The sequence below is a fragment of the Ruegeria sp. ABM4_193 genome, assembly GCF_056158705.1.
This window is the reverse complement of sequence record NZ_JBSWTT010000001.1, coordinates 810,884-826,386: the sequence shown is the minus strand read 5'-3', so window position 1 is coordinate 826,386 and position 15,503 is coordinate 810,884. Positions and strand designations below refer to the sequence as shown.

Below are 15,503 nucleotides of genomic sequence, written 5' to 3'. Positions count from 1 at the left end.
CGCTTAACTGGAGACGTAGCCTGCGATCACCTGAAGCAGCTTGAAGGCGGTTGCAGCGTCGTTCTCGACAACGGCAAGGAATTCCTCTTCACCGATGCGCAGGCAGGAAAGCTGAGTTTCTGCCACCATGCTCAACGCGCGCGGCTCTTTGCGGATCAATCCCAGCTCTCCGACCAAAGCACCCGGCCCTACTGTGGTAATCAGCTGATCCGGTCCTTGGTCCTGTGGCAAGTACAGACCGGCCTCACCTTCAAGCACAACATAGGCACCATCGGTTGGTTGATCGTCTTTCAGGAACACCACCTGCCCCGGCTCGGCTTCGAACCAGCGTGCACCAAAGGCCAGCAGACGCAACTGCCGCCGGTCCAGACCCGAAAACAAAGGGGTTTGTTCCAAGGCTCGCAATTTTCGCGCCAGGTCTGCTGATGCTGCGCTGTCTTCTTCCACGTCGACCGGTCCTCCGTCCGAGACCACACGACCTTGCCGGATTTCCACGTACATGTCGAATACATCGGGATTTTCGAACTGATCGTTCAGGTAGATGACAGTTGTTTCAGGCAGCAACTCTCGGAGTTTCTTGTAGACGGCCACCTGCGTTTTCATGTCATAGCTGGCCAAAGCGCTTTCCAGGATCAGGATGTCCGGTTTTTTGATCGTGGCCCGGGTAAAGGCCAGTGGCTCTGCAAACACTGCGGGCAGGTTCTGACCACCCAAGGCCACCGGCACGTCATAAATCAGTTCCGTCACCAATGGCCGCGCACCGTTTTCGGCCAGCACATCAACAATCAGCTTACGCGCCTCATCGGAACGGGCACCGCCAATCTGACTGACTTTTCCGAACAGCGCATTTTCCATGACTGTCAGCCCCGGCGCGTAAACTTCGGGGTCCAAAGGAACAAAGACATCCTTCAAACGCTCCATCAGCTTATCAGAGTGGCTGTGCCGCAGTTCGAGGATACGGTTCTTCAGTTCATCAGTGAACGCAGGCCCGATCTGTTCGGCCGAAATTACAAACGGCACAGCCAGCATATTGGCCAGCTGTTCATCATCCAGCCCCGCCGAGCCTTCCTTGCGCGTGTGTTCCACCAAATCCACGGCGGCTTCATAAGTCTGTGCATCCAACCCAAGCTTGCGGAACAATGGGTGATCCGTTCCGTCAAGGCCAAAGATCTGGCGCAACATCTCGATCACGTCGCGGGTCAATGCGATCAGTGTTTCATCCAGGCCCAACTCTCGCAATTGGCCCAGAAAGACCTTCTGTTCCACCAGTAAGGCGTGGTTCACCGGCACACAGGGCGTGGCAAACAGCAGGTTCTCGGCCACAGGCAGGGCCGGGTTGTACAGGTTACGATCAAAAATCAACGCTTGTTGTTCAAGCCCCGCATCCTGAACAGCCTGACGCACAGTCGGTCGCAGCTGGACCAGTTTATGAGCCAGTTCACAATGCTCGGCTGCGTTGAAGGTTTGTTCAGCACCGCGTTGAAACAGGGCCGCGCCCGAGCCCATGCCGTCGATCAGTTGCAACCACCAATCGCGCAGAGCTGCAGCGTCCTGAAGTCCGGCCAAAGACGGATCAAGCCAATCCGCCTTGAACGGATCGGAACTGTTCCCCGCCCGCAAGGTTTCTGCGAAATCGGGATCATCTGTACTATTTGCCAAAGGACGGAACCGCATCGGCATCATCACATTGTCACCCAGTGTGCCCTGAAACATGACGGGGCGCGACGTGGCATACCCGATACGTGCGGCTACGACGCCTTGATGCAATTCGGCTAGATTGACCTCGCCAATCCGAACCTTGCCGCCAGTTGGCAAGATTTCACGCGTCAACAGTTCCGCAATCGCCCGTCTGTCTTCTTCGCTGGGTGCCGAAATGCCGACTGTCTTCCCGCCGGGAAAGCTGAGGTTCAGATCGTCCAACACCTGATTGCCGTCCATATCCCGAACCGAAACATGATCCAGCACTATGTCGCCGTTCAGATGAGGGCGTGCGTCAGCTTCGCCCTCAAACAGGGCTTCGTCCTGCATCCCACCTGGCGCAAAGCGGTCAATCACCACGTCCCAACGCAAAGACATATCCTGCGTCTGGTTGTAGTAAGTCAAAAGCTCTTTCCAAGGTGAGCTCAGGTCCTTGTAGGCTGCAAGCGCTGCAACCAGCGCTCCCAACGAAACCGAGCCTTGCAGCACCAGCAGACCACCGATCAGGTAGAACATGAATGGCGTCAGTTGAGAGATGAAGTTGTTTATGAATTTCATAAAAAACTTCTTCTGGTAGATCTCGAACCGGATGCCGAACAACCGCCCCAATTGGTCGGAGATCATCGCACGGCGATACCGCCAGCCGCCATTTGTGCGAAGCGTCGACGCCCCTGCAGCGTTTTCACCGATTTGGGCCGCAAGCACCCGCACTTCCTGAATACGCTTTTTGTTCAGCAGGTTGATCTGGCGTTGCAGCTTAGGGATCAGCCACGCTTGCACCGGGATCAACGCCACAGCGGCCAAACCAAACCAAAAACTCTGCAAAAACAGAAAGGTCAGGATCGTGATCATCTGACCGGCCTGCAAAACAGGCTGGCTGATCGCGTCCCCCATCAACCCGCCCATCGGCTCGCTTTCAGCGGTGATCATCGACACCATCTCACCCTGGCTGACCCGCTCGAAATAGGGTTGCGGAAAGCGCAATGCGCGGCTGATCAACTGATAGCGAAAGCGTCGCAGCATCCGCTCGCTCAGCACACCTTTCATGGTGTTGATGCGCATTTTCATCAGGCCATGCCCCAACACGGCCGCTAAAAACGCAAAGCACAGAATGACCAGAAAATTCGTCTGCGACATCGTATAGCCCAAGATGGTCACTTCCGGGTTGGGTGCACCAATCGCGTCGTTGATAATGCGCTTTGGCAGTTCCAGCGTCAGGTACAGCAGCGGGAACAAGGTTGCTGTCACGGCCAGCAAGATCAGCTGGTCGCGTTTGGAGTACTTCCAGATAAAGCGGAAAATCGTGCGTTCTATGGAACCTGCCCCTGCTGCTGACCGACGACGCGGTTCAGATGTTATCCACGCAAATTCAACAGCATGACTCTACTGCCATCCAGACACAATTAGCAATTTTTTTCCCGATTACGCGAATTCTTAAGCTTATGTGAACTAGTTCATTTACGTATGCCCATCTAATTGCCTAGAGTGTTCAGCAGGACGATATCGGGAGGGTTCTTTTGACTGCCAGTTTTGGCGCAGTGTTCCTTATGCTTTGCTTGCTGCTTGTAAAGCATATGTTCGCTGACTTTTACCTCCAGACACCGAAGATGCTTGCTGGACGTGGTGAGTATTTTCACTTGGGACGCGCGCAACATGCTGCTGTGCATGTCGCGGGCTCTGTCATTGTGTTTGCTGTGTTTGGTGCGCCCCTGACCTTCATTTTAATCGTCGCCGCGCTGGAATGGATCATCCACTTCAATATCGATTTCGTTAAAGCCAGTTATTCCGACAAGAATCGCCTGGAACCTTCCCAAGCCGCATTTTGGCGCGCAGCCGGGTTGGATCAATTGATGCACAACCTGACATATGTGGCGATGGTCTGGGCCTGGGTAACTTTCGCGGCGACCTGAGTCAGACTACGCCGCGTTTTCTAACGCGCCCGCCCGATAGGCCTGCAACCACATTCTGTCCAGCGCATCGATCTTTACCGGGTCGAACTTGTGTTCAACCTCCCAATACCGGCCCGACTCGACAGAATAACCCAAGTCTTGCTCGGCCTGCTGAGCTGCACGCATTCCGATTGTATCGACAAGGGGCAACGCAGAAAGGTTCGATAGACCGGTTGAGGGGAATACCAAACGGCTAGACCCACTGGACAGCCTTACAGTTCTGCACCCTTGTGCGGCGGCGAACAGCCCAAGGCGTGCGGATTTGGCTTCAAGCGAACGCAACGTCACATCATCTCGCAGTGGGTCTGCTGCTCCAGTTCCGTAGAAATGGGTCTGCCCTGAACCCGAATACACCATATCGCATCCAAAGAATGCCATTACAGCGGGGTTCAAAGCCGATAACGCCCAATACCCAGCGGTAAAGGCCATGGTTCCGCCTGCATAAACGAATCCACCATATTCGTTCTGTCGTGGGACGTAATCCTTCGCCGTGACGATACGTTGTGTGGGGCCGATATCCGTTGGGCGTCTTTCAATTGGAAAGTCTTCAGGATGGATCAGAAAGTCCCAATCCTTGCGAATGCGCCAAGCGTTATTGATTGCGACGACATGCGTGAAAGGCTTGCGAGACCAAGCCCGTGCCTCCAACGCCGAAGGGGCACTGCCCAGGATCAAAACTTTGGTCTGTTTGTCAGTCATAGCGGGGCCACCTTCGTTGCCAGCCCCGCATGACGTAGAGCATTTGTGGCCCGCGACTAGCCCAGCACCGAGAAACTGCTTTCTTCGTTGATCGGGCGTTTGCGGGAATAGAAGCCCACATCAATGTTCCGCTTGATATAGGGCAGCTCAAACTGCAGCGGCTCTGCGTCGTGGTCGGCACCACCTTCACAATACGAGATCAGAGCCGTCATCATCTTACCCGCAATCGGCGCGTTCTTATACTGGTTCCCGCTGGAACCGCACGCCATGTAGAACCCCGGAAGACTGGATTTGTCATAGATCGGAATCCAGTCGGTGGACGCATCATACAAGTCAACAACTCCCCGCGTTTTCGATGGGATGCCAAGACTGGGGACACGTTGCGCATAGCGCATCGCCTGCGTGGTCCATTGGTCAGTGAACTCACGGTTGTAGTTCACATCGTCCTCGCACCACTGATGCGGATCACATTCCGGGTCTTCTGATCCGACAAGGATATGGTTTCCATGTTCCGGGCGACAATAACAGGCGATGTCGCTGTCCGAGACGATGGTTCCGTCATTTTCAAAGTCGAACCCTTCTGGTGCCGGAACATGTACCACCTCCTGCCGCAAGGGCCGGGTTTTGATGGTCATGTCGTCCAGAACACCCGCCATCTCGTTGATGATCGCCGAACCCGGCCCCGCAACGTTGACCACGACCTTGGCGTGGATTTCCTCGCCCGAGGCCAGTTTGACACCGGAAACGCGCCCGCCCTCGGTCAGGATTTCAGTAACTTCAGCGCCGGTGCGCACTTCGGCCCCGTGCTGTTTCGCGGCATCCATCAGGTTCTGCGCAGACAAGGCCGGGTCGGTGACATACCCCGCTTGCGGCCAATATACACCCCCGGTCATCTTCCGCCCGTTGGACTGGCCGAATTCCGGATCATCCATACGACGCGCCGGGGCAAAGCTGTCCAGCGAATAAACCGGCAGGCGCTCGACGACTTTCTCAGCCGACCATTCCTCAAAGGGGCAGTCCAAATCCGACGAATTGCGCATGTGCTTTTCCAACATGCCGTTTGCGTCAGTTTTCATGACCAGACATCCAGTTTCACGGAACTGGGCCAGATTGGCCTCTTCGGGCAGACCCAAGTAGTCGGCCCAGTCCCGCCAATAATGGTAGCCCTCCCAGGCAAAGGCCGTCCCGTCGAAGGTCGAGTAATGCATCCGGATAATGGCACAGGACCCTGCGGTAGATCCGTGACCGACCTGAGTGTTACGGTCCAGTGACAACGTTTTCCAACCTGCTTTGGACATCTCGAACGCGATTGCTGCGCCGATCACCCCGGTGCCGATAATGATAGCGTCTGGTTGACTCATGTCAGTTCTCCTTTCCAATAGCGCATTGAATATGCGCTGAATTCTTCGACTTCTTCAGGTTTCGGCTTAACGCCCGTGAAGGCATAGAGGTAATGCGGAACCATAGAAACTCGCGTCTCTATGGGTTCGTTCAACTGCGCCAGATCGTAACCAATCTGCATGTAATACAACACACGTGCGCGCGTCTCGGATTCGATGTCGGAATAGCCGTAGCGGGCAAACATAGCGTGCAGCGCCTCAAGCCTCCGTGCATCGGATTGGTCAAGCGCTCGCCGCACTTTGCCGGATTTGCGCGCCCAGTCACGAACGGCAAAGTCCAGCGCAGTATCGAACAGCTCTGTATTCACCACGCATCGATGCACATTGCAAACGGCTGCCGTGATCGTCTCGGCCGGAGCTTCGGCCTGTGCGACCAATGCTGCGGTGTTGGTCGCCTGCCAGCGGGCCAGGAGTGCATCCAACAACTCCTGCCGGGACTTGAAATACCAATAGAAAGATGATCGCGATACAGCCATCCGCTCGGCCAGGTTCAGAACCTTGATCTGGTCCACGCCGTCCGAAATCAGCACATCCATCGCCACGTTCAGCCAGTCGTCACGCGTGACCTTGATGTTGCCGACCAGAGGTTCGGCTTCGGGGTCATCGCGATGAAGGACAGGTTTGGTATTCATTCAACTCTCCGGCGGCGCACCGCCCTCGGCGGTTCGGCGATCGATGAAATCGTGCAAGGCACCCAATTTGTCACCATCAACTGTTGGAGCTTTGAAGTCATTCAGAATGCCCTTCCAAACGCCAGTCGCCCGATGGTTGGCATCTACTGCACCTCGCTCGGTCCAGGTGCCAAAGTTTGCATAATCGTGCAGATGCGGTTGATAGAACTCTGTGTTGTAGCGTTCCATGGTCTGGCTTGAGGCAAAGAAGTGACCGCTGGGTTCTACTTCACGCAAGGCAGTATCAAATCCGATCTCGGCCGCGCCCGCTTGCGCGCCCGCGCAAAGTTCGGCCACCATGTTCAGGACCTCGGCATCGCAGACCAGTTTTTCGAAAGATACGGTCAGACCACCTTCCAGCCAGCCAGCAGAGTGGATGATCACGGTCGCCCCGGCCATCAAGCACCCCCACAAACCAAACTGGTTTTCGTTCGCGGCCTGCACATCGTTGATGTTTGACGCTGATCCTGCAGCAGACCGCCAAGGCAGTCCAAGATGCCGCGCCAGTTGCCCCGCCGCCAGGGACGCCTGGAAATGTGACGGCGTTCCGAACGCAGGCGCACCGGATTTCATGTCCACATTGCTTGTGAACGTTCCATAACAGACCGGAGCACCGGGCTTGGCCAACTGCGTCAGGGTCAAAGCGGCAAGCGCCTCGGCATGGGACAAAGTGATCGCCCCTGCCACCGTGATCGGCGCCATCGCCCCCATCAGGGTAAACGGTGTGATGATCGACATCTGACCATGACGTGCAAAGTCGATCAGACCTTGCGCCATCGGAATGTCCAACGTGCGCGGGCTGTTGGTGTTGATGATAGTGTAGCAATGCGCATTGCCCCGGAATTCATCATCCGAAAGGCCACGGGCTGTGGACAGCATCTCAAAGCAATCCATCACCTGCGGCGTGCCACGCGAGAAAAAGAACGGGAACTTGTCCGTTAGTTCCATCTGTGCCTGTGTCGTAAAATAGTGGCGCAAATGGGTTGGAACGTCCTGCGGCTCGACCTGAGGCGAAATCATCTGGAACACATCGAAATGATGCGTAAGCTTCAGAAACTCCAGATAATCCTGCCCTGTCGCGGGGCGACGACCGCGTTCAAGATCGGTTGCGTTCGGCGCGCCCGCGCCTGGTTGAAACACCAGCGAACCCAGTTCAAGCGTGAAGTCCCTCCGCCGCGCTCCGGCTCGACAATCAATAGATTTGGGGGCCGAGGCCACCGCGGCCTCGATCATTTCGCGCCCAATGAAGACCATTTCACTGTCTTCGTCTACGCGCGCGCCACCTTGTTTGAAAAGCTTGCGCGCCTCGGGCAGCAGGACCTTTACGCCCAATTCTTCCAATGTACGCAACGCGGTTTCATGCATGTCCGCAATTTGCTCCGCCGGAAACACCTCCATTTGCGGGAAAGGGTTCTTGAGCTGGCGATAATTCACATCGCGGCTGGGTGGCGGGGCGGCCTCAGCCCCCCGTCCACGCCGCCTGCGTCCTCGGTCCTGAGCGCTCATGATCAGCCTCGCATCGCTTTGCCTTGCGGGTCATAAGGCGACGGCGCAACCACGCGTGCCGACCGTTCCACGCCAACCACATGGACGGACAGTTCGGTGCCCGGCTCAGCCTTGTCGCGGTCAATCAGAGCCATTGCCAGCGATTTGCCGGTGTAATGCCCATAGCCACCCGAGGTCACAAAACCAACGCGTTCACCATTGGCCCAGATCGGCTCGTACCCGCTGGCGTCCGCATCAACCGCATCGATTTCCAACGTCGCCTGCACCTGTGCCGGACCATTGCCATCACGTTCGGCCAGCGCGGCCTCTTTACCTACAAACTCTTTTTCCCAATCGATCCAGCGATCCATGCCGGTCATGCCGGGTGTATAGGCTTGCGTGAACTCCGCTGACCAAATGCCAAAGCTCTTTTCCAACCGGGTCGACCCCATGGCGTTGAAACCAACCTCGCGAATGCCTTCTTCGGCACCGGCCTCTAACAAGATACGGCGCAGCTTGATGTGGTCGCCATATCGGCAGTTGATCTCGTACCCTTTTTCGCCGGTCACCGACATACGCGCCACGCGAGCCCGAACAAGGCCGATGTCAAAATCGCCGCAGCCCATGAACTTTAGGCCCGAGATGTCCTGTTCCGCCAGCTTCTCGACGACGGCCTGCGACTTCGGGCCGACCACGGCAAAGCCGCAATACTCCTCGCCCAGATCGCGCAGTTCGACCCCTTCAATCATGTGATCGTCGAACCAGCGCATGTGCCAGGCGCGCAGATAATAGCTGCCCATGATCCACCAGGTACCGTCGCCCCAGTTCAACACGGTCAGGTCACCCTTGAGCCGCCCATCCTCGCCCAGCATTGGGGCCAGTTTCGCGCGCCCTGGGGCAGGCAGTTTCGAGGCCATCACCCTGTCTAGCCACGCTTGGGCGTTCGGCCCGGTGACTTCAAACCGCGAAAAGCCCGAGATATCCATCAGGCCCACACCCTCGCGGATGGCCTTGCACTCTTCAGCCGCGATGTCATGTGCATTCGAGCGCTTGAGCGTCGGCGCTTCTTCGAACCCTTTTGGTGCAAAGTACAAAGGCACCTCCAGATCCCAACTAACGCCCCATTTGCAGCCTGCTTCTGTCATTGCGTCATGTGCCGGGGCCATTTTTAGCGGACGGCCTGCGGGCAGCTGTTCGTTCGGATAGGTCATCACAAAACGACGGGAATAGAACTGCCCTGTGGTTTCGCGGATATAGCGTTTATTCTGTGCATAATCGCCGTAACGGGCCACATCCATGGACCAGGCATCTGCCTCGGGCTCACCATGGATCATCCATTCAGCCAGAGTCTTGCCAACGCCACCCCCTTGAAGGAAGCCCGCCATCACAGCGCAAGCCGACCAATAGCCACGCTTGCCGGGGACAGGCCCGACCAAAGGATTACCATCAGGTGAGAACGTAAAGGCCCCATTCACCCATGTCTTGATGCCAACATTTTGGATTGAGGGGTAACGCTCAAAGCCCAGGGTCAGTTCGTTCTCAATCCGGTCGAGCTGTTCCTGGAACAATTCTTCACCGTAGTTCCAGGGCGCGCCATCCATGGCCCAGTGCTCGTGATCAACCTCGTAAATGCCAACCAGAACACCTTTTTGATCCTGTCGCATATAGGTGAACCCTTCAAGATCCACGGTCATCGGCATCTCAAAATCGGCGGCAGCAACTTCTGGCACCGTGTCGGTGATCAGATAATGGTGCTTAAGCGGCGACACCGGCAGCTCTACACCAGCCATGCGCCCGACCTGCTTGGCCCAAAGACCCGCAGCGTTCACAACGTGTTCGCAAGTGATCGTGCCTTTGTCGGTCACAACCTGCCAGCCATCATCGGTCTGGATCAGTTCTTCGACCTTGGTTTCCTCGTAATACTCACCGCCACGTTTCTTGGCTGCTGTTGCATAAGCCTGCACGGTGCCGGTTGTGTCGATATACCCTTCACGATCCGCCCACATGGCCCCGATAACGCCATCCGTCGACATGATCGGGCAGCGTTTCTGTGCCTCTTGCGGGGTCAGCAATTCACAATCATCGATGCCGATGGACTGGAAAATACGGTAATTGGCCTGCAACCACTCCCACCGTTCAGGCGTTCCGGCAAGGGTCAAACCACCTGTCATGTGCAGACCGATATTCTGGCCCAACTCCTTTTCGATCTCGCTCAGAAGGTCGATGGTATAGGCCTGCAATGTCGCCATGTTCGGGTCAGCGTTCAGTGCATGGATGCCACCCGCCGCGTGCCAAGAAGACCCGGACGCCAATCGCCGCCGTTCGAGCATAACAACATCGGACCAGCCGAACTTGGCAAGGTGATACAGAACCGAGGCGCCGACAACTCCGCCCCCAATGACCACAACGCGATACTGAGATTTCATCCGAACCTCTCCCAAAACAGAATCTGCGGAGACGCTAGTGACACTGTTCACTTCTGTCTAGACATTTCTGTACAGTCTAGGTCAGCAGGAAACCGCACCCAAAAAACGTTTACTACAGGCTGGCGCTGGGGCGGGATTTTATGTTTTCAAACCATGCAGTTGTGGCGGCGTTACCCTCGGGAATTCGCATTTTGATCACCCGCGCAAAATCCACAAACACAAAGGCCGAAATATCGGCGAGCGTAAATTCATCCCCTGCTAGGAACCGGCTTTCCGTCAATCGCGCTTCCAAAAGATCGTAAAACCGCGCCACACGATCTTTTCCCCGCTGCGCCAGTTCCGGGATCTGAGCATATTTGGACGGGCCGGGAATGGCGCGGTCTTTGAAAGCCGGATGACTGTTGCGCAGCGTTTCGGCGATGGGCAAACCACCCTGCTGCTCGACGATCGCATTCCACATCAGAACCAGACCTTTTTCATCCGGGGTTCGCCCCATCAAAGGAGGTTCGGGGCAACGCGCTTCAAGATACGCCGCAATTCCCATGTTTTCGGTCAGAACTGTGCCTTCATCGGTGACCAGTACAGGCACAGTGGCGCGTGGATTGATGGCGCGAAACGCCGCGCTCAATTGCTCGCCCTTGGCGATCGAGACTTCGCGGGTCTCGATCTCAAGCCCTTTTTCCGCAATGAACATGCGGGCACGCCTGGGGTTTGGGGCTGTTGAGCAGTCGTAGAAAATCATGCTGGCGCCCCTTTTTGGTCAGCGACGGTAAATGAAACAGCGCCCCTCGACAGCGCCTTCGGGCAGCGGCATCTCCGTCAGCCCTTGGAAATACATACGGTCACTTGATACCATCAGGCCACCCGGGGCTAGCAATGGCTCGATCAGCGGCGACACGAATCGTGCAAATTTATCGTTCTTTTCGCGGTTGTGCCCGCCCAGATCCGCATGGATCAAGCTTGCGGTCGCACCAAACCGGTCAACCGATGACGGCAAAGTCTCGCGCACATCACCCAGAATTACTCGATCCTCGGGTGGGGTCGAATCCGGGTGCGAGGCGACCGCGCGTTCGAAAACGTAAACTGGACGCTCATCCATATGCTGCAACAGATGGTGATAAGTGCGCCCATTGCCCAGACCCAGTTCGAACACCGGACCGGCCATGCCTTGGGTATGCGCAATGGCAAAATCCAGACAGGCACGCTGCGACACCATGCGGTCGATGAACAGATCCAGACGGCTTTGATTCTCGGACACCGGTAAATATCTCCTTGATACCAATCGAAAGCATAGATGCGTCCGATGCGGCCCTAGATGACAAATTCTCAAGACTTTGTGTAGCGATGAAGCCCAAAGTTTCACATTTCCGCGACATTTCAGCATAAGAACGGGTTTGACTAGACGGGCGGAACCGCGCGACACTGATGAAAAAATCACGGGGAGTTGAAACAACCGATGTTACCTATTGGCCAAACGGGTAGAAAACCCGCATGAGCGCGTTGTTGTCCGTCAGAAACCTGAGCATTGGCTTTGGTACGGGCAATTCCGTGGTCACGGATGTGAACTTCGACGTCGAGGCCGGCCAGACGCTTGCACTGGTGGGTGAATCTGGATCGGGCAAAACAATCACATGCCGGGCCGCTTTACGTATTCTACCCCGCTCTGCACAGATCCGCAGCGGCACAATAACTCTGAACGATTCCAAAGGGATGTCGGAACTGACATCGATCTCTGAACGCGAGATGCGCAACATTCGTGGCAATCGGGTTTCGATGATCTTTCAGGAACCCATGCGCTCGCTCTCGCCTTTGCACAAGATCGGCAATCAGGTCAGCGAAGTCCTTTGGCTGCATCGCGGGTTGTCCGAGGCTGAAGCCCGGAAACAGGTTCTGACCCAGTTTGACCGCGTGGGCTTTCCAGATCCGCAACGTGCCTATGACTCGTACCCGTTCGAGCTGTCAGGTGGCATGCGTCAGCGCGCCATGATCGCCATGGCAATGGTATCCAAGCCCGAACTTCTGATTGCGGACGAGCCGACCACTGCGCTTGACGTAACGACACAGGCACAGGTGCTTGGCCTAATAAAGGAGTTGCAACGCGAGACCGGCATGGCGCTGATCCTTGTCACCCATGACCTCGGCGTGGTTGCCAATATGGCCGAGCAGGTGGTGGTCATGCACAAGGGCCGCATTATGGAATCTGGCCCCGCCGCGCCGATCCTGACCGCTCCAGCACATCCCTATACCAAACAGTTGTTCGACGCAGCGCCTGCAATACCAGATCAGGATGCCGTAGGGATACCCATGCCTGACGAAGATCTGATCCTTCAAATGAAGGGTGTGTCCAAGACCTATACGATGAGGTCCAGCAAGGGGTGGCAGGCCGACAAGGCCATTTATGCCTGCCGCGGCGTGGACCTTAATCTGTCGCGCGGAAAAACGCTGGCCATTGTTGGGGAAAGCGGATCAGGCAAGACAACGGCCGCCCGCATTGCTCTGGGGGCAGAACTTCCGGACCCCGGCGGCGAAGTCCTTTTCCGCACCGCGCCTGACGCTGACCCAATCACGGTACACAGCATGACGCGTGCCCAGCGCACGGCGTTTCAGCGAAAAGCGCAGATGGTGTTTCAGGACCCTTACAGTTCGCTGAGCCCCCGCATGCGTATCCAAGACGCAATGACCGAGCCGCTTGAGATCCACAAGATCGGCACCGTGGCTGAGCAGCGCGAGAAGGCCGCCGAGATGCTGCAGCGCGTTGGCCTGACAGAAGACATGCTGAAACGCTATCCCCACGCTTTCTCCGGCGGGCAACGGCAGCGCCTTTCAGTGGCCCGCGCCATGATGCTGGACCCGCAGCTGATTGTTTGTGACGAACCTACGTCGGCACTGGACGTCTCGGTTCAGGAGCAAATCCTGACCTTATTGGAACACCTGCAAGACAGTCTGAACCTGTCTTATTTGTTTATCTCGCACGATCTGGCCGTTGTCGCCCGGATCGCTGATGAAGTTGCCGTCATGCGGCGCGGCCTGATTGTCGAACAGGCCCCGCCCGAAACGCTTTTCTACAATCCGCGTCACCCTTACACCAAGGCGCTGATTGCCGCTCAACCCGAACCCGACATCAACCGTCCGATTGACCTGCAAATGGTCTCTTTGGGCGCCGGCGCGCCGGACAGTTGGGAAGAAGCCTTCCGTTTCTCTGACACCGTGATACCTTCATTGGTGGAATTGGAACCGGGCCATAAGGTACGTTGCCATGTTTAAGACCACTCGCCCCCTGATCCTGGCCGCAATGCTGGCCCTTTCGGGGATGCTGCCCGCGACGGCAGAAACACTTCCTGCTCCTCAGGAAAGCACCTTCTGGAGCTCAGAGGTTGAGGCTGGCAATCTTCCGCCTGTTGAAGAACGTCTTCCCAAGGAACCGCTGGTTGTTGATCTGGCCGCCAAAGGTCGCGAATTCGGAACGCAAGGCGGCACCCTGCGCACGATGGTGACGCGGTCGAAAGATATCCGCCAAATGGTCGTCTATGGCTATGCTCGCCTTGTCGGGTTTAACCAGGACTATGAAATTGTGCCCGACCTGCTGGCCTCGTTCGAGAACGAAGACAATCGCAAGTTCACGCTGAAACTGCGGAAAGGGCATAAATGGTCGGATGGCTCGCCCTTTACGTCAGAAGACTTCCGCTATTGGTGGGAAGAGGTCGCCAACAACGAATTGCTCAGCCCTTCGGGTCCGCTTGAGTTTCTGATCGTCGAAGGCAAGTCACCCACTGTCACCTTCCCTGATGAAACCACGGTGATCTTCGAATGGGAGGATCCAAACCCGGACTTCCTGCAAACGCTTGCCAATGCCCGGCCGCCCTTTATCTACCGACCGTCCGCCTTCCTCAAACAGTATCACGAGAAATACGCCGATCCCGAGGAACTGGCGTTTCTTGTTGAGGACGCAAGGGTCAAAAGTTGGGCCGCGTTGCACAACAAGCTGGACAACCTTTACAAGTTCGACAACCACGAACTGCCGACATTACAACCTTGGCTGAACGCAAGTTCGGGTAAAAAGATCCGCCACAACTTCGTGCGTAACCCCTATTATCACCGTATCGACAGCAACGGGGTGCAACTGCCTTATATCGATGTGGTCGAGATGGAGATTGTGGCCCCCGGCCTGGTCGCCGCCAAGACCAACGCAGGTGAAAGCGATCTGCAAGGTCGCGGGTTGGCCTTCCGGGACGCGTCGATCCTTAAAAAAGGCGAAGCTCAAGGCGGCTACAAAACGCTGCTCTGGAAAACCGGCGTAGCGTCCCAAGTCGCGATCTATCCGAACCTCAACTTTGCAGATGACGTCTGGCGCGACGTGTTGCGTGACGTTCGCGTTCGACGCGCTTTGTCGCTGGCAATAGACCGCAATACAATCAATCAGGCTCTGTATTTCAAACTGGCGCGTCCTGCGGCGATGTCCGTGCTGCCCGCATCGCCTTTCTACAGTGAAGAGAACGCCGCAGCCTGGGCGCAATACGATATTGATCAGGCCAATGCCCTGCTAGACGAAGCTGGTCTGACTCAGCGTGACAAGAATGGCATCCGCCTGTTACCCGATGGCCGCCCGATGGAGTTGATCATCGAAACCGCCGGTGAGCGGCAAGAGGTCGAGAATGCCCTGCAAATCGTCACCGACAACTGGCGCGAGATCGGGGTCAAGCTGGTGATGCGTCCTCTGGACCGCGACATTCTGCGCAACCGCGTGTTTGCGGGCAACTCGATGGCGTCAGTTTGGTTTGGATGGGATGATGGCATCCCGCAGGCACATACCTCCCCCGCCTATCTGGCGCCCACCGATCAGGTGTTTCTGGCCTGGCCCAAATGGGGTCAATATTACCAGACAAAAGGTGAAGCTGGCGAAGCCCCCGACATGCCCGAAGCCGAACGCCTGATGGAGCTGGCCCATGATTGGGAAATCGCCACAAGCGATGAAGAACGCATGGCTGCCTGGACGGAAATGCTGAATATTCATGCGGACCAACTGTATGCGATTGGTATCCTGAACGGCGCGCCCCAGCCTGTCGTTGTGTCAAACCGTCTGCGCAACGTACCGGAACAGGCTATGTGGGCATGGGAGCCCGGCGCGCATTTCGGTATCCATCGCCCGGACGAGTTCTTTTTCGCCGACTAAGCAGG

The 15,503-nt window shown here is 56.5% G+C and carries 11 protein-coding genes; 3 read left to right on the top strand and 8 right to left on the bottom strand.

The annotated features are described in order from the left end of the window. Nucleotides 1-3 precede the first annotated feature (3 nt). Nucleotides 4-3,000 (bottom strand): cyclic nucleotide-binding domain-containing protein, encoded by a 2,997-nt coding sequence (locus tag ACXADZ_RS04150; protein WP_475198479.1) that lies wholly within the window; start codon nt 2,998-3,000, stop codon nt 4-6. Nucleotides 3,001-3,245: 245 nt separating this feature from the next. On the opposite strand from ACXADZ_RS04150, the gene ACXADZ_RS04145 reads away from it, so the two are divergent. Next, nucleotides 3,246-3,608, top strand: a complete 363-nt coding sequence (locus tag ACXADZ_RS04145) for a DUF3307 domain-containing protein (RefSeq protein ID WP_171094491.1) — start codon at nt 3,246-3,248, stop codon at nt 3,606-3,608. A 6-nt stretch (nt 3,609-3,614) separates the two neighbouring features. On the opposite strand, the gene ACXADZ_RS04140 is transcribed toward ACXADZ_RS04145, so the two are convergent. The 7 genes from ACXADZ_RS04140 to ACXADZ_RS04110 form a co-directional block, all read right to left on the bottom strand. Beyond that, entirely contained in the window at nt 3,615-4,346 is a 732-nt protein-coding gene (locus ACXADZ_RS04140) for a hypothetical protein (RefSeq protein ID WP_475192835.1), read from the bottom strand. Nucleotides 4,347-4,402: 56 nt separating this feature from the next. Then, nucleotides 4,403-5,707, bottom strand: coding sequence for an NAD(P)/FAD-dependent oxidoreductase (locus ACXADZ_RS04135; protein WP_475192830.1), 1,305 nt, complete (start codon nt 5,705-5,707; stop codon nt 4,403-4,405). Next, nucleotides 5,704-6,378 carry a TetR/AcrR family transcriptional regulator gene (locus tag ACXADZ_RS04130; RefSeq protein WP_475192828.1) on the bottom strand — a complete coding sequence of 225 codons (675 nt, stop codon included), beginning with the start codon at nt 6,376-6,378 and terminating at the stop codon, nt 5,704-5,706. Before ACXADZ_RS04130 ends, ACXADZ_RS04135 begins: the two co-directional genes overlap by 4 nt. After that, the gene (locus ACXADZ_RS04125) at nt 6,379-7,923 is read right to left on the bottom strand and encodes a trimethylamine methyltransferase family protein (RefSeq protein WP_171105827.1); all 1,545 of its coding nucleotides are present in this window, start codon (nt 7,921-7,923) and stop codon (nt 6,379-6,381) included. It abuts the gene before it with no gap. Between the two features lie 2 nt (nt 7,924-7,925). Next, nucleotides 7,926-10,328, bottom strand: coding sequence for a GcvT family protein (locus ACXADZ_RS04120; RefSeq protein WP_475192827.1), 2,403 nt, complete (start codon nt 10,326-10,328; stop codon nt 7,926-7,928). A gap of 112 nt (nt 10,329-10,440) precedes the next feature. Continuing rightward, entirely contained in the window at nt 10,441-11,070 is a 630-nt protein-coding gene (locus ACXADZ_RS04115) for a glutathione S-transferase family protein (protein ID WP_475192825.1), read from the bottom strand. Nucleotides 11,071-11,088: 18 nt separating this feature from the next. After that, nucleotides 11,089-11,586, bottom strand: coding sequence for a class I SAM-dependent methyltransferase (locus ACXADZ_RS04110; protein WP_256367898.1), 498 nt, complete (start codon nt 11,584-11,586; stop codon nt 11,089-11,091). A gap of 233 nt (nt 11,587-11,819) precedes the next feature. Between ACXADZ_RS04110 and ACXADZ_RS04105 the strand changes: the two genes are divergently transcribed. Further along, on the top strand, nt 11,820-13,592 hold the full coding sequence (locus tag ACXADZ_RS04105; RefSeq protein ID WP_171094399.1) for an ABC transporter ATP-binding protein: 1,773 nt from the start codon (nt 11,820-11,822) through the stop codon (nt 13,590-13,592). Continuing rightward, nucleotides 13,585-15,498 (top strand): ABC transporter substrate-binding protein, encoded by a 1,914-nt coding sequence (locus ACXADZ_RS04100; RefSeq protein WP_475192819.1) that lies wholly within the window; start codon nt 13,585-13,587, stop codon nt 15,496-15,498. Before ACXADZ_RS04105 ends, ACXADZ_RS04100 begins: the two co-directional genes overlap by 8 nt. Nucleotides 15,499-15,503: the final 5 nt, after the last annotated feature.

Coding starts and splice junctions, on each gene's coding strand:
- ACXADZ_RS04145 (WP_171094491.1), top strand. CDS start 3,246: ATGCTTTGCTTGCTGCTTGTAAAGCATATGTTCGCTGACTTTTACCTC.
- ACXADZ_RS04140 (WP_475192835.1), bottom strand. CDS start 4,346: ATGACTGACAAACAGACCAAAGTTTTGATCCTGGGCAGTGCCCCTTCG.
- ACXADZ_RS04135 (WP_475192830.1), bottom strand. CDS start 5,707: ATGAGTCAACCAGACGCTATCATTATCGGCACCGGGGTGATCGGCGCA.
- ACXADZ_RS04130 (WP_475192828.1), bottom strand. CDS start 6,378: ATGAATACCAAACCTGTCCTTCATCGCGATGACCCCGAAGCCGAACCT.
- ACXADZ_RS04125 (WP_171105827.1), bottom strand. CDS start 7,923: ATGAGCGCTCAGGACCGAGGACGCAGGCGGCGTGGACGGGGGGCTGAG.
- ACXADZ_RS04120 (WP_475192827.1), bottom strand. CDS start 10,328: ATGAAATCTCAGTATCGCGTTGTGGTCATTGGGGGCGGAGTTGTCGGC.
- ACXADZ_RS04115 (WP_475192825.1), bottom strand. CDS start 11,070: ATGATTTTCTACGACTGCTCAACAGCCCCAAACCCCAGGCGTGCCCGC.
- ACXADZ_RS04105 (WP_171094399.1), top strand. CDS start 11,820: ATGAGCGCGTTGTTGTCCGTCAGAAACCTGAGCATTGGCTTTGGTACG.
- ACXADZ_RS04100 (WP_475192819.1), top strand. CDS start 13,585: ATGTTTAAGACCACTCGCCCCCTGATCCTGGCCGCAATGCTGGCCCTT.